At 73.1% G+C, this 13,770-nt stretch carries 11 protein-coding genes; all 11 read right to left on the reverse strand.

Going from position 1 to position 13,770, the window contains the following annotated elements:
* Positions 1-8 precede the first annotated feature (8 nt).
* The 11 genes from ACIBQ1_RS15780 to ACIBQ1_RS15830 all read right to left on the reverse strand — a co-directional run bounded on the left by ACIBQ1_RS15780 (position 9) and on the right by ACIBQ1_RS15830 (position 13,313).
* Complete coding sequence (locus tag ACIBQ1_RS15780) at positions 9-1,013, reverse strand: 2-hydroxyacid dehydrogenase (RefSeq protein WP_397277975.1); 1,005 nt, start codon at positions 1,011-1,013, stop codon at positions 9-11.
* A gap of 108 nt (positions 1,014-1,121) precedes the next feature.
* Positions 1,122-1,895 carry an IclR family transcriptional regulator gene (locus ACIBQ1_RS15785; RefSeq protein WP_397277977.1) on the reverse strand — a complete coding sequence of 258 codons (774 nt, stop codon included), beginning with the start codon at positions 1,893-1,895 and terminating at the stop codon, positions 1,122-1,124.
* Between the two features lie 212 nt (positions 1,896-2,107).
* Positions 2,108-2,479, reverse strand: coding sequence for a hypothetical protein (locus tag ACIBQ1_RS15790; RefSeq protein WP_397277979.1), 372 nt, complete (start codon positions 2,477-2,479; stop codon positions 2,108-2,110).
* Between the two features lie 5 nt (positions 2,480-2,484).
* Entirely contained in the window at positions 2,485-3,483 is a 999-nt protein-coding gene (locus tag ACIBQ1_RS15795) for a coiled-coil domain-containing protein (protein ID WP_397277983.1), read from the reverse strand.
* Positions 3,484-3,595: 112 nt separating this feature from the next.
* A complete protein-coding gene (locus ACIBQ1_RS15800; RefSeq protein ID WP_397277985.1) occupies positions 3,596-5,233 on the reverse strand; it encodes a protein kinase in 1,638 nt (545 codons plus the stop codon).
* Positions 5,234-5,369: 136 nt separating this feature from the next.
* Positions 5,370-6,434 carry an NAD(P)-binding domain-containing protein gene (locus ACIBQ1_RS15805; protein ID WP_397277987.1) on the reverse strand — a complete coding sequence of 355 codons (1,065 nt, stop codon included), beginning with the start codon at positions 6,432-6,434 and terminating at the stop codon, positions 5,370-5,372.
* Positions 6,435-6,484: 50 nt separating this feature from the next.
* A complete protein-coding gene (locus tag ACIBQ1_RS15810) occupies positions 6,485-9,979 on the reverse strand; it encodes a WD40 repeat domain-containing serine/threonine protein kinase (RefSeq protein WP_397277989.1) in 3,495 nt (1,164 codons plus the stop codon).
* Positions 9,980-10,016: 37 nt separating this feature from the next.
* Positions 10,017-11,030 (reverse strand): LacI family DNA-binding transcriptional regulator, encoded by a 1,014-nt coding sequence (locus tag ACIBQ1_RS15815; RefSeq protein ID WP_397277990.1) that lies wholly within the window; start codon positions 11,028-11,030, stop codon positions 10,017-10,019.
* A 34-nt stretch (positions 11,031-11,064) separates the two neighbouring features.
* Positions 11,065-11,850, reverse strand: coding sequence for a phosphotransferase (locus ACIBQ1_RS15820; RefSeq protein ID WP_397277991.1), 786 nt, complete (start codon positions 11,848-11,850; stop codon positions 11,065-11,067).
* A gap of 108 nt (positions 11,851-11,958) precedes the next feature.
* Positions 11,959-12,522, reverse strand: a complete 564-nt coding sequence (locus ACIBQ1_RS15825; RefSeq protein ID WP_397277993.1) for a hypothetical protein — start codon at positions 12,520-12,522, stop codon at positions 11,959-11,961.
* Between the two features lie 2 nt (positions 12,523-12,524).
* Entirely contained in the window at positions 12,525-13,313 is a 789-nt protein-coding gene (locus tag ACIBQ1_RS15830; RefSeq protein WP_397277995.1) for a hypothetical protein, read from the reverse strand.
* Positions 13,314-13,770 lie beyond the last annotated feature (457 nt).

Genomic DNA, 13,770 nt, shown 5'->3' on the forward strand with positions numbered 1-13,770 from the left:
CCCCCCGATCAGGTCCGTACGAGGTTGGCCAGCGGACGGCCCTGGGCCAGCCGCTCGATGTTGGCGGCGATGTCGCGGGCGCGCCCCTCGAAGGTGTCGCGAGTGTGGCCCGAATGGTGCGGGGTGAGGATCACGTTGGGCAGCTCCCCGAAGGGGAGGCGGGACGGAGGCTCCGGCCCGCCGCGCCCGCCCCACCACACGTCGAAGGCCGCGCCGGCGATCACGCCGGTGCTCAGCGCGGCGTACGCGGCCGCCTCGTCCACGATCGGCCCGCGCGCCACGTTGATCAGGAACGCGCTCGGCCGCATCGCCCGGAACTCCCGCTCGCCCACCAGCCCATGCGTGTCCTCGTTCAGCGGCACGGTGACGACCACCACGTCGGACGCCTTCAGCAGCAGGTCGAGCTCCCCGACGCCGCCCACCCAGTCCAGGGCGACTTCGCCGGGCACCGGGGCGGCGGGGTTGTGGCGTACGGCCCGCACGCGCATGCCCATCGCCGTGGCCAGCCGCGCCGTCTCCAGGCCGATCTCCCCCAGCCCGATCAGGCCGAGGGTACGGCCGAGGACGGTCGCGCCGAACGCGGCCCGCGGGTCGGTGGCGACCGTGCGCCAGACTCCGTCCCGCATCTCGCGGTCGGCCGTCAGCGTGCGGCGCGCCAGCATCATGGCGCACATCAGCACGTGCTCGGCGATCGAGCGGCCGTGGTTGAAGGTGTTGGCCACCGCGACCTCCGGGGCGAGCAGGTCGAGCGGGATGTTGTCGTACCCGGCCCCGGCGACGTGCACCAGGCGCAGATTCGTGCCGGCCCTGGCCATCGCGGGGCTCATCCGCGTGCACACCAGCACGTCGGTGTCCGGCAGCGCCGCGAGCATGCGCTGCTCCGGCCAGCCCGCCGCCATGGTCCAGGTGTGGCCGTCGGTGCCGTGCGAGGTGAGCAGCGGCTCGAACCGGCCGATGATGTGGTCGGTGACCAGGACGCGCAGTCCTGCGGCGGTCTCGGTATGGGCGGTCAAGGGCCGGTCCCTTCCACATGGTCGTGCTTCATCCCGTATTTTGTCATTCGTCTACATAGGAAGACAATGGCTGGGCATGCGGACGCCCGGGAGTGTGGGGAGGTGCCCTCAGCCCCAGATGCTCCCCGAGGTCATCGGGTTGACCAGGCGCGAGACCTTGTCGCCGACCAGCCGCAACGCCTCGACCATCGCCGCCTCCACCTGTGGCGTCATGCGTGCCAAGGGGATGGACCCGCTGATCGCGTCGGTCGCGGGCTCGTTGTAGCGCAGCGGCACCGCGAAGCACTTCACGCCGAGGGTGTTCTCCTGCTCGTCGATCGCGTACCCCCGCTCAAGGGTGCGGGCCAGCTCGGCGCGCAGTTCGTCATGGCCGGTCAGCGTGTGCGGGGTGAGCGCGGCCAGGGCCTGCGGGAGATGCTCCGCCAACTCCCCCTCCGTCCGGTCCGCCAGCAGCGCCTTGCCCAGCGCCGTGGTGTAGGCGGGAAGCCGCCGGCCGACCCGGCTGTAGGGGCGCAGGTATTGCCGGGACTCGCGGGTGGCGAGATAGACCACGTCCGTACCGTCGAGACGCCCGAAGTGGAAGGTCTCATCGAGCTGCTCGCGCAGCTCGTCGAGAAAAGGGAGGATCATCGGCAGGTAGGGGTCCGTGTCGAGGTAGCTCGTGCCGGCGAGCAACGCGCGGATGCCGATGCCGTACAGGGTCCCCGACGGGTCGGTGCGCACCCATCGGGACTGCACCAGGGTGCGCAGGAGAGCGTGCAGGCTGCTGCGCGGCACGCCCAGGGCCTCGCTCAGCTCGCGCAGCCGCGCCGGCCGATTGTTGCGGGCGGCCAGGAACTCCAGCAGTTCGATGGTCCGCTTCGCCGACTTGACTTCACGCACGCCCTGCTTCTCCGCGGAAGCCTCAGGCAGATCAGCACTCTCCATGATCCATCCCGACGTGGTCTGCGTTCGAGTATGGGACATCTTTCCACATACGCGAACGAGAATACCGACGAGTAGGTACCCGGCACCATCCTCAACCCCGGCCTGCGACGGCATGGGCCGCCGATCGTTGTCGTCTGCCCCGAGTTCAGCGTTGACCAGGCGTTCCGTCACCGTTGATCGACGTGTTCCCGCTCGGCGGCCGCGGCGTGGGCGGCGTCGAGACGCGCGAGTGGGCCTGGACCGGCGTTCGGCTTCGGCGGGGCGCCGAGGTGGCGGGCGCGGAGCTCGTCCATGAGCTCCTCGATGAACGCCGGACCCTCATCGCGCATGAGCTGCTGCCGGCTCCGGAGCTCGGCGCTGCCGGGGCGCCAGTCGAGGCCCCAGTTGCCGAGGGCGTAGATGATCGGGAGCGTCTGGATGCCGGCTTCCGTGAGGCTGTAGCGAGCGCGCTGCCCCCGCGCCGCGGTGCCCGGAACGTGCCGGACCCGCCGGTGGTGCCAGCGAACTCGGCGAAGTCGCGTGGCCTGTAGCCCCGACATACCCCCTAATAAACCGAAATATGGGGGTGGTCGTAGTGGTTGGCCGTCGTGCCGCCCCGATCCGACATGGTGCGCCAGGAGCCCGTCCTGGCGTGCCAGATCCGCTGCCGGTAGATGATGTACATGATCCCCAGCCGCTTGGAGTTCTTGATCGCCCACGCCGCGATCTCGTTGCCCCGCCCGATCTCGGCCCCCGACGGCATCGCGCCGCCGCGGCTCAGCATGAAGTCGCAGGCCCGCCCGAGCGGATGCTCGCCGCCGTCCTGGATCGCCCGGTAACACCCGATCCCGTACGGAACGCTGAACCGCTCCTGGATGAGCTGCTTGACCAGCCGCATCCTGGGCGTGATGTTGTCGGCCCCGCCGGGCAGCTGCGGCACCCACGTGCCGTCCGGCCGCCGCAGGCCCGGCCCGATGTAGAGCTGGTCGATCTTGTCCTTGATCCGGTCGATCTGCTTCTCGGCCTTCTTCTTGCGCTTCTCCAGCTCGTCGGCCGTCTGGGCGAGCTCTTTCGCGCGCGCGTCGGCCTCGTCCTTGGCCTGCCGGTGGGCGTCCCTGACCTGGGCGTAGCCGCGCAACCGGGTGTCCTGGAGCGTGACGAGGTGCTGGTTGAGCGCCATCCGGCCGAGGAGGGACGTCGGGTCCTGCCCGCCGGCGAACAGGGCGATCTGGCCGGGGTCGCCGCCGATGTACTGGGCGACGGCCATGGCACGGAGCTCGGTGGACTCGCGGTCGTAGACCGCCTGGGCAGCGGCCAGCTTCTCCCGCGCCGACTTTTCCGATTTTTCGGCTTTTTGCTGGGCGATTCTGCTGCCGTAGTAGTCGGTGATGAGCTTGTCCGACTCCTTCTGGAGCGCCGCGAGCTCCTTCTTGAGCTGCTTCACCGTGGGCTTGGGCGCGGCCTGCGCCGGAGCCCCCGCCGTCAGCAACGCCACGGCGAACGTCGCCGCGGAGAGCGTGCGGACCAGGCCGCGTAGCCGGTCGGCGCGGGACGCAACCGCCACACTTCTCCTTACCCCGAGCCGCAGGGCAGGTTCCGGTCAGCAGTAATCCAGGCCGGGGGATGCCCTCTATTCGAGAGCCGATAGTAGGGGATCACCCCGCTCCGCACACAACTCACGACTTTTCGGTATCGCGCGGTCGTCGTACCCTTCGCGCCACGATCTGCCGGCCGACCAGCACCGAACCCGGCACGATCACCATCCCCAGGAGGCTCGACCCGAGGCCGAGGTCGATGTCGGCGTCCAGCAGCCCGTCATCGTCGCCGCCGAGAACGGGCAGGTTCACCGACACCTTGACGGAGACGGAGATGAGCGGCCCCCTGTTCCTGGTCGCGGGCGGTGTGCCGGGATCGGGCGCGCTCGTGGTCGGAGGCCGGGTGGCGGGCGGATCGGTGTCCGGCGGGCTGGTCGTCGGGGGCCTGGTCGTCGGCGGCCGGGTGGCCGGGGGTTCGCTGGTGGGCGGCCGCGTGGTGGGCCTGCTGGTGGGTCGGCCGGTGGGCCGGTCCGTGGGCCGGCTGGAGCGCGTCGGCTCCCGCGTCGTGGGCCGGGCGCTCGGCTCCCGGGAGCCGGGCCCGCCTGTGGGAGGAGCCGTCGGCTGACCGGCGTACGTGACGGGCGGCGTACCCGTGATCGACTCGCTGGGAGCGGGCTCGGCGGAGGTCGGCACAGAGGTCGGCCCAGAGGTCGGTGAGGCGGGCGCCGGGGTCCGCGGCGCGGCGGACGTGGCGGGCGGCAGCGCGACGCCCGGCCCCGGCTCCGGCGAGTCGCCCAGGATCACGAACGCCGACACGACCGCGGCCGCGGTCGCCAGCACCAGCCCGCCCGTCACCGCGAACTTGGCCGCCGGCGCCAGCGTGCTCTGGACCACGCTGGTGGTGCTCTCGGCAACCGGTTGCGCCCTGGGTAACAGCGCGGCGAGCGGCACGGCCACGATGCCGAGCCCGGCCCGCCCGCGCGTCTCCCATTCGTCGCCGTACTCGGCGAGCGCGACCTCCTCCAGCTCGGCCAGGAACGCCTGCGCCGATGCCGGCCGCCCGGCCGGGTCCTTGGCCAGGCCGTGTTCGAGGAGCGGCCGCAGCGGCTCGTCGACGTCCCCCAGCTGGGGCAGGATGTACTGGTGCTGGTAGGCGAGCGCGGCCACGTTCTCGCCCTGGAAGGCCCGGTGGCCGGTCAGGCACTCGAAGAACACCAGCGTGGCGGCGTACACGTCGGTCGCGGCGCTGGCCGGGGCGTCGTCCCACTGCTCGGGGGCCATGTACGAGGGCGTGCCGACGAGCGCGGCCGTCTCCCCGAAGTGGGTCGCCACGCCGAAGTCGACGAGCTTGCTCTCGCCGTCCTGGGTGATGATGACGTTCTCGGGTTTGAAGTCCCGGTGGACGACACCGCGCCGGTGCGCCTCGGCCAGCCCGAGCAGCGCGCCCTTCAGCACCACGAGCGCCGCCTCCGCGCCCGTCGCGCCCTCGTGCTCCAGCAGCCGCCGCAGCGTCACGCCGTCGACCAGCTCCATCACGATGACGGCGTCGTCCTGGCCCTCCACGTATTCGAGCAGGCGGGCGGTGTGCGGGCTGTCGATCTCGCGGATGACCTCGGCCTCCGCCCGGAACCGCTCGACGAACTCCGCGTCCTCGCGCAGCGGCTCGGACAGGTGTTTGATCGCGACGGCCAGCCCGTCTGAGTCCCGTACGGCGAGCATCACCCGGCCTGTCCCGCCGTGTCCGAGTTCCCGGATCTCGGTGTAGCCGGGAACTTCCATGTGGGACCTCCTGACCGGATAAAGATCCTTATGTCAGGACGCTAGCCTGGGGTCACACCCCGTGTCGAGCCCCTTCGTGCGAGTAACCGGCCCGCTGCCGCAATCGGTATTTTTACTACTGCGCATAGTAGGTTGCTCAGGCGGCGGGCCGCGCCGGTCGGCTCGCCAGGTAGCCGCGGACGTTGCGCGCGGCCGTGCGTCCGGCCCGGTTCGCGCCGATCGTGCTGGCCGAGGGGCCGTAGCCGACCAGTTGCAGGGCCGGCTCCTTGACGGCCTGGGTGCCGTCCACCTGGATCCCGCCGCCCGGCTCCCTGAGCCGCAGGGGCGCGAGGTGGTCGAGGGCGGAGCGGAAGCCGGTGGCCCAGATGATCGTGTCCGCCTCCAGGTGGCGGCCGTCCGGCCAGGTGACGCCGTCCGCCGTGACGCGGTCGAACATGGGGAGGCGTTCCAGGGCGCCCTTCGCCAGGGCCTCGCGGACGACCGTGCTGTAGCCCAGGCCGGTGACGCTCACCACGCTCTGCGGCGGGAGCCCCGCGCGCACGCGCTCCTCGACCAGCGCGACGGCCGCGCGCCTGGCGTCCTCGCCGAAGTCGTCGTCCCGGAACACCGGCGGGCGCCGCGTCACCCAGGCCGTGGCGGCGGCGACCCCGGCGATCTCCGACAGCACGTGCATCGCCGAGGCCCCGCCGCCCACCACGATCACGCGCCGCCCCTCGAACTCCTCCGGCCCCCGGTAGCCCGCGTAGTGGAGCCGGCGGCCCGCGAAGTCCGGCGCCCCCGGGTAGTAGGGCCAGTAGGGCCTGGTCCAGGTGCCCGTCGCGTTGATCACGGCCCTGGCCGACCACTCCCCCGAGCCCGTGCCGACCACCAGCCGGCCGTCCGCGCCGTGCCGGACGGAGTCGACCCGCACCGGCCGTACGACGTCCAGCCCCAACTCCTCCTCGTAGGCCGCGTAGTACGCGGGGACCACCTCGGCGGCGGGACGGCGGCCGTCCACGCCCGGGACCCGGGCGACCCCGGGCAGGTCGAAGATCCCGTGCACCTTGTCCATGGTCAGCGACGGCGACCGGTGGCGCCAGGCCCCGCCCGCCCCGTCGGCCGCGTCCAGGACGACCGGCTCGAACCCGAACCGGCGCAGGAAGTACGCGCTGGACAGCCCCGCCTGCCCGGCGCCGATCACCACCACTTCGGTCTCTTCCACGATCAGGTGAAACCGCCGCCGGGCCCGCCCTCTTCCCGGGCTCCGGGACCTCACGCCTTCGCGCACACGTCGCGGTACGCCGTGGCACCCAGGTACTCGCGCCACTCCTGAGGGCTGAGCGTGCGCCCGGCCCGTGCGCACACCGCGCTCGCCATCGCCTCCGGCGCGACCGGCAGGTCGTGAACCCGTTCCGACGCACCGACCACCCGCAGCAGCCTCCCGTCGCCGGTGAAGGCCATGAGGTGCACGATGCCGTCGCTGTCGAGCCGGATCTCCCCGCCCAGCGGCTGCCGGGTCGCCACGTCCCACAGATGGATCCCGCCACTCGCGTCGGAGGCGGCGATCACGTCGCCCGCGGGGGCGAACACGACGGTGTCGAGTTCCCGGCCGGGAACGCGCAGGTCAGGCACCAGGAGCTGCCGGGCGCTCACGTCCCACAGGCTGAGGCGGCGCCCGTCGTGCGTGGCCAGCCGCCGCCCGGCCGGATCGACGACCATGTAACCCTGGTTCCGTGCCGCGCCGAACCCGGTGCCGACGGGTTTGCCGGTCATGATGTCGTAGAACTGGCCGCTCGCCGACGCGATCGTCCTGCCGTCGGAGAGGAAGACGAAGTCGCGGGTGACGAGCGGCAGTTTCACACTGCTGACCGCCTTCCCGGTGCGCGCGTCCCACACCCGCAGGCGGAAGTCATCCTGCTTCTGGCTGTTCTGGGCGAAGACCGCCGCGAACAGGCGGCCGTCCCGGCTGTAGGCCCCGCCCGTGGGGAGGAACGCCGGAATGCCCGCGAACGACCACAGCCGCCGCCCGTCGGCGAGGCTGTAGGCGACGATCGCCTCCCCGTCCTGGAAGACCAGGCTGTCGTTGGCGGGGCTGAACAGCCACGGCATCGGGTTGCCGGGGTTGGGGTAGGACGCGGTCGAGCGCCTCGCGGCCACGTCCCAGGTCCGGTACGCGGACGACGTGCTGATCAGCAGCCGCCGCGCGTCCGGGCTGATCGCGTCGACCTGCGCGCCGGAGGGCGGGCGGACGCTCGCGGTCCCGGGCCGCAGGGCGAGGCTGACGATGCGCTCGTCGACCCGGTAGCGCAGCGTCCGGCCGGTCGGGTCGAACCACACGTCGGTGACCTCGCCCGGCGCCTCGTATCTGAGGATCTCCTCGTGCGTGGTCACGTCCCAGACCCAGACCCGCTGCCCGCGCACGCCGGCGACCAGCTGGTTGTCGGCGCTGAGCCGGACGGTCCACCGGGTGTCGGGGGCCGCCTGGCCCGCCGCCTCCGCCCAGGTCAAGCCCGTCAGCTCCGCCTCCGAGTCGGCGACCAGCCTGCCCGACGCGGTGTCCCGGAGCTGGAACCGCTCCCCGGCGCAGTACATGAGCCGGCTGTCCGCGCTGAATCCCACGACCGGTTCCGTGCCGCAGCCCTTCTCGAGAGCGGGCACGCGCCGCATCCCCGGGAGCCGCCACACGCGGATCGACTCCCCCGGGGGCGCCACGATCGCGACCAGCCTGCCCGAGGAGGCGACGGTGAACTGGGTGAGCTCGTCCCACTCCTTCGTGGGGAGCTCGCGGCCGCGCTCGGCGTCCCACAGGTCCGTCACGCCGTCGGTGATGCTGATCGACAGCAGCGAGTCCTGGTCGCCGAAATCGGGGTGGAGCAGCACCGGGTCGTCGCCCGGCTTCTTCTTGACGCCGACGGGGCGACCGGTGCGCGTCTGCCACACGGTCACGGCCTGGCCGACCGCGATGGCCAGCAGCCGGCCGGTACGGCTCAGCGCCACCTGGTTCACGCCCTCGGCCAGCCGCGGTGAGGTCCAGGAGGCGACCTGGCGGCCGGTCGCGACCTCGTACACGCGCACCCCGCGCTCGCTCACGGCGGCGAGGACGCGGCCGTCGCCGCTGACCGCCTGCGTGGCCGCGCCTTTGTCGGCGGGCGGGCTGAACGCCGTGCTCTCGCGCTGGTAGACGGCCGAGGTGAGGCTGGAGCGGGTGTCGACGCCCGGGGCCAGCCGCCAGGCGGCCAGGCTCAGCAGCATGGCCCGCACCGGGTTCACCGTGCGCAGGTCGTCGGCCTGGTGGACCAGCTCGCGGCCACGGGCGCGGTCGCGTTCGGCCGCCACCTGGTCGCGCTGCTCGGCGGCCTGGCGTCCCTGCTGGACCGCGACCCCGGCGCCGATCACCGCCACCACCAGCAGCACCGCCAGCGCCGTGGTGAGCAGGCGGCGGCGGCCGGCCCGGCGCCGGGTGACGCCGCTCGCGGCGGCCAGGAAGTCGCGTTCGAGCGGGGTCAGCGTGAGCTGGTGGCGGCCGGTGGCGGCCCAGTCGAGCACCGCCTCCAGCCTGCTGCCCTGGAGCAGGTCGCCGTCCTTGCGGCCGTGCTCGTGCCAGGCGTGGGCGGCACGGGAGATCTCGGGCAGGACGCCGAGCCCGCGCCGGTCGGCCTCCACCCAGCCCCGCAGCCTGGGCCAGGCGCGCAGCACGGCCGGGCGGACGATGCTCACCTCGCCGTCGCGTTCGGTCAGGATGTAGCCGAAGACGTCCAGGATGCGCTTGCGCTCCGCGGGCCGTTCGGGGAGCAGGTCGGCCACGGACGCGCGCCGTACGGTCTCCGTGCCGTCGCCGTCGATCGTGATCAGCCGCAGCAGCAGGTCGGGCACCAGTTCGCGCTGGTCGGGGGTGAGCAGGTCGTAGGCGTCCTCGGCCAGCGTGCCGAGCCCGGGGTCGGCCGCGGCGGCCCGCAGGCCGTCGCCGCGCTGGCTGCCCTCGCCGAGCGGGTCGTGCGCGCCGCCGACCAGGGCGAGCAGCAGCCCCCGCGCGGTGGGCCGCCGTCCCGGGTCCTTGCTCAGCGCCGCCGCGACCAGCGGCCGCAGCGGCTCGGGCAGCGCACCGAGGTCGGGGTCGAAGGTGAGCACGCGGTGCATGACGCCCGCGAGGGTCTCGGCCCTGAACGGGTCCAGCCCGGTGGCGGCGAACACCATGATCCCACCCCAGGCGAACACGTCGGCCGCCGTGCCCGCCCGCCCGCCGGAGAAGACCTCCGGCGCCATGTACGTGGGCGTGCCCGCGATGTAGTCGCCGGCCGTCCGCGACATGTCCTCGGTGCGGGCGATGCCGAAGTCGATCACGCGCGGCCCGTCGGGGCCGAGCAGGACGTTGTCCGGTTTGAGGTCGCGGTGCACGACCCCGGCCTCGTGGATGGCGGTCAGCGCGGTCGCCACGGCGGTGGCCAGCCGGTGCAGGTCGTCGCCCGCGAACCGCCGCCCGGCGCGCCGCAGGTCAAGGCCCTCGACGTATTCGCTCACGATGTACGGCGGGGTGGCGGCCGGGTCGGCGTCGATCACCCTGGCGGTGCAGAAGGAGGCGACCCGGCGGGCGGCGGCGGCCTCCTTGGCCAGCCGGTCGCGTACCTCCGCGTGCAGGACCTTGAGCGCGTAGCGGCCGCCGTCATCGTCGTACGCCTCATACACGACGCCCTGGCCACCGGCACCGAGCCGCCCGGCGAGCCAGTATCTGCCGATCTTGACCGGATCACCCGGCGCCAGACTTTCCACGTGACTTTTGATGCGGATGGGGCGCGATTGGTTGACCTCAGCCGGGCACGGGCGCCGTGGACCCGCGGACGACGAGCCCCGTGGCCAGCTCCACGTGATGGGAGTCGATCTTCTCGCCCGCCGCCAGCCGCAACGCGGTGCGCAGCGCCACCCCGCCCATCTCGCGCAGCGGCTGGCGGACCGTGGTCAGCGGCGGCGCGGCCATCCGGGCGACCTGGGTGTCGTCGTAGCCCACGACGCTGATGTCCTCGGGGATGCGCAGCCCGCGCGCCCGGGCGGCCTCCATGACCCCCAGGGCCACCTCGTCGCAGCCCGCGAAGATCGCCGTCGGCGCCTGCGGCAGGTCGAGGACGGCCGCGCCGCCCAGCAGCCCGTCGTGGTAGCGGAACTGGCCGGTCCGCACGTACTCGGGGACCACCGGCGCGCCCTCGGCCTCCAGGGCGGCGCGGTAGCCGTGCAGCCGGGCCTGGTTGCAGGCCGCCGTGGCCGGGCCGCCGACGTAGGCGATGCGGCGGTGGCCGAGCGAGAGCAGGTGGCGGGTGGCGGCCAGCCCGCCGGCGAAGTTCGTGGAGCCGACGCTGGTCACGCTGGCGCTCTGCAGGTTCAGCGGGTCGATCAGCACGAGCGGCAGGCGGGCGCGTGCCAGCGCGGCCACCTGCTGGGCGGCCAGCTGTTCGCACGTGACGGCGATCAGCGCGGTGCGGCCGGCGGCCACCAGGTCACGGACCCAGGCCGTGCTGTGGCCGAGGTCCTTCTTGATGCTGACGACGATCCCGACGCCGATCTCGGCCCCGGCCGCCACCGCGCCCTGGATGATCTCTGTGGAGTAGGCGTTCAGGTCGTCGTCGAACTGCAGCTCGACGTTCCCGCACAGCTCGCGGCGCGGCGTGGCCGGGACGTACTCGTGCTGCCGCAGCAGCGACTCCACCAGGGATCGGGTGGCGGGCGCGACGTCGCTGCGGCCGTTGAGCACCTTGGAGACGGTCGCGACCGACACGCCTGCCGAGGCCGCGACGGTGGCCAGGGTGGCGCGCCTGGGGTTGTCCGGCATCGTGCCTCCTCTCCTCAACGGGCGTACGGTGCCGTCAGGGCGCCGCGAGGGCGGACCGGAACACGGGCTCGCAGCGTGCCAGGTGCGCCATGTCCGCATGGTAGAACCGGTCGTCGCCCCGGGCTATGTGCCCGGCGAACGCCTCGTCGCCGGCGGCGGCGCGGTCGTACATGTGCCGGACCAGGTGCTCCAGCCGGGCGCGGGCGGTGGACGGGAGCGCGCGCCGGTCCGCGTCGCCGAGCCCGTACGCGTCGGCGAACAGCCGCAGCCGCCGGACCTGCTCCTGCACCGGCCCCGAGCCCACCCCCTCGTGCCGGGGATCGCTGAGCGAGACGAACCGGTAGGCGGCGTAGGACACGTCCCAGATCCGCGGCCCGGGGTGCGCCGTGTCGAAGTCGATGAAGGCGACCGGCAGCCCGTCCCGGAAGACGCAGTTGTAGGTGGCCAGGTCCCCGTGGCAGATCACCTCCGCCGGACCCACCGGCGGGAAATACCACGAAAAATCGGGATCGATGGGGAAGCCGAGCGTGGCGTCGTGGTACTCCCGCAGCAACGTGCCCACGGCCACCAGCGCGTCGTCGGTCATGGCCCACTCCGGCAGCGGATGGCCGGGGACGTCGCCGGGCACGAAGTCCAGGATCTCCCGCCCGTCGGCGTCGATCCCATGGCCGCGGGGCGCGCCGGTGAACCCGCGCGCCCGCAGGTGGCCGAGCAGCGCGTGCACGGCCGGGGTCCAGGCCCCCGCAGGCCGCCGTACGGTGGAGCCGACGCGTACCACGTGGTTGACGCCGCCACCGGTCAGCACCTCTTCGTCGGCCACTGCCGCCTCTCCCCTGATCACCGCCGGGCCCGGACGATGATCTCCGGGCCCGGCGGTCAGTGTGTCACGCGGCGCCGGGCCACGGCACGCGAATAAAACACCGCGTCGTCAGCGGCGGGAGCGGAAGGCCACGGCCGTCGTCGAGGTGATCGCCGACACCACCACGGTCATCACCAGCACGGTGTTGAGCGGGCTCTTGCGCCGGGCCGGGCCGGCCTCGGCACGCTGGTAGCGCGTCAGCGGGACGGTCGCCTTCGGCTCAGGCTTCTTCTTCGGCGTCTTCTTCGGTGCCGGCACCCGCACCGGCGCCGTCCAGGGGGCGGGCGGGCGCACCCGGCCCGCTCTCCTGCGCGGGCACTGCCCCACCTGGACCTCTCGCATGCACACGCCGTCGCGGTAGACCGTCACGTGCGGCAGCACGATCGCGGGCGGCCCCGGCCCCTTGCGGGGCGGCACCGAGATCGACACCTTGGGGCGGGGCGAGCGCCGCGTCCGGACCCGGGGCACCGACACGGTGGGACCGACGGTGACGCCCTTGGGGGGCGCGGGCGGGCGTACGGTCACGTGCGGCACCGGGCGTGGCCACGGCACCCCGTCCGCCGCGGCCGGACCCGCGACGGCCAGGGCGGCCAGGGCGGCGGCGAAAAGGAGTGGAGCGCGTCTGACGCCCACGATCACACTCCCCCGCCGATGCGGGTGAACTCCTGCAGCGCCCCCTGGAACGCCTCGGGCCCGACGGCCAGCGGCCCGGCGAAGGCGCGGGAGATGTCCCACGTCAGGTACGTGCCGAAGCCCAGCAGCGCGGCCGTCGCCAGCAGCGGCAGCATCGCCAGCCCCCTCGGCCTGGCCCCGGCCAGGAACGGGAAGACGACGACCAGGACGCCGGTGAGGACGGTCAGGTGCAGCAGCCCCGCCGGAGGCCGCGCGGCGGCGTCGGCGGTGCGCTGGGCCCGCGCGGTGGACAGCGCGCTGAGCTTCTCCAGCACGGCGGCCTTGGCGTCGTCCTGCTTGTCGCCGGTCACCTGCAGGTCGGTGACGCGGCCGCGCAGCTCGTCCATCCTGGCGGCGCCGACCGGGTCCATCCGGCCATCGACCATCAGCGGCCACTCGTCCCTGACCACGAACGTGACGTAGTCGCGCAGCGCCCTGCGCACGTCCTGCGCCGCGGTGCCCGGCAGGGCGTCGGCCGCCCAGTACGCGTCGACGGCCGCCTGGCTCTCGGCGTGGGTGTTGAGGCGGGCGGCATCGGCCGTGGTCCAGGGAACGATGATCGCGATGGCGAAGACCAGCAGGAACATGGCCGACAGCATCGCTCCCGCGTGCGCGGCCGACGGGCCGTTGGGGTCGCGGTCCTCTCCGGCTCGTTTGACCTTCCTGAAGATCAGCGCGGTGAGCGCCACCGCGCCCACCGCCGCCACGACTGAGAGCGTGTACGCCACCATGAAGAATCTCCCGAAACTCATCGGATACGCAACGTCACATTACTATCACACAGTGCAATGATGGCGCGAAGCACAGATCGGTAAAGGCCGGGGCAGCGGCGAGCCCGTGAACGGCGTCGGGGCGGCCACGTGTGGCTACGCGCGTGACCGCCCCGCTGGGCCCAGGTCCGGAGGCGTGCCCTCCTGCGCGACGAGGACCGGGGCCGCTCCGCGCGAACCGCCGGCAGCCCTCGCCCGCACCCCTCCCACCAGGACCCGCCTCGCATGATCCGCCGTCCCGGGGCTCCGCGCGTCAGGGATCGCCCCGGGGATTTCCCCTGGGGTACGGGCCTTCGCGCGGCCGCGGCCCGTCCAGCCGCATGCGGAACGGCCGCGTGGACCCGCCGTCTTCGGACGGCACCTGGGGATAACCCCTGGGTTTCGCGCGGCCTCTGGACAAGGGGACAGGCAAGTCTTACTTGAGCCGCCCGCCGCGCCG

This window comes from Nonomuraea sp. NPDC050153, assembly GCF_044460125.1.
GTDB lineage: Bacteria > Actinomycetota > Actinomycetes > Streptosporangiales > Streptosporangiaceae > Nonomuraea.

Excerpts from the sequence above, each read along its gene's own strand:
- ACIBQ1_RS15790 (WP_397277979.1), bottom strand. The coding sequence starts at position 2,479 with ATGTCGGGGCTACAGGCCACGCGACTTCGCCGAGTTCGCTGGCACCAC.
- ACIBQ1_RS15800 (WP_397277985.1), bottom strand. The coding sequence starts at position 5,233 with ATGGAAGTTCCCGGCTACACCGAGATCCGGGAACTCGGACACGGCGGG.
- ACIBQ1_RS15815 (WP_397277990.1), bottom strand. The coding sequence starts at position 11,030 with ATGCCGGACAACCCCAGGCGCGCCACCCTGGCCACCGTCGCGGCCTCG.
- ACIBQ1_RS15830 (WP_397277995.1), bottom strand. The coding sequence starts at position 13,313 with ATGAGTTTCGGGAGATTCTTCATGGTGGCGTACACGCTCTCAGTCGTG.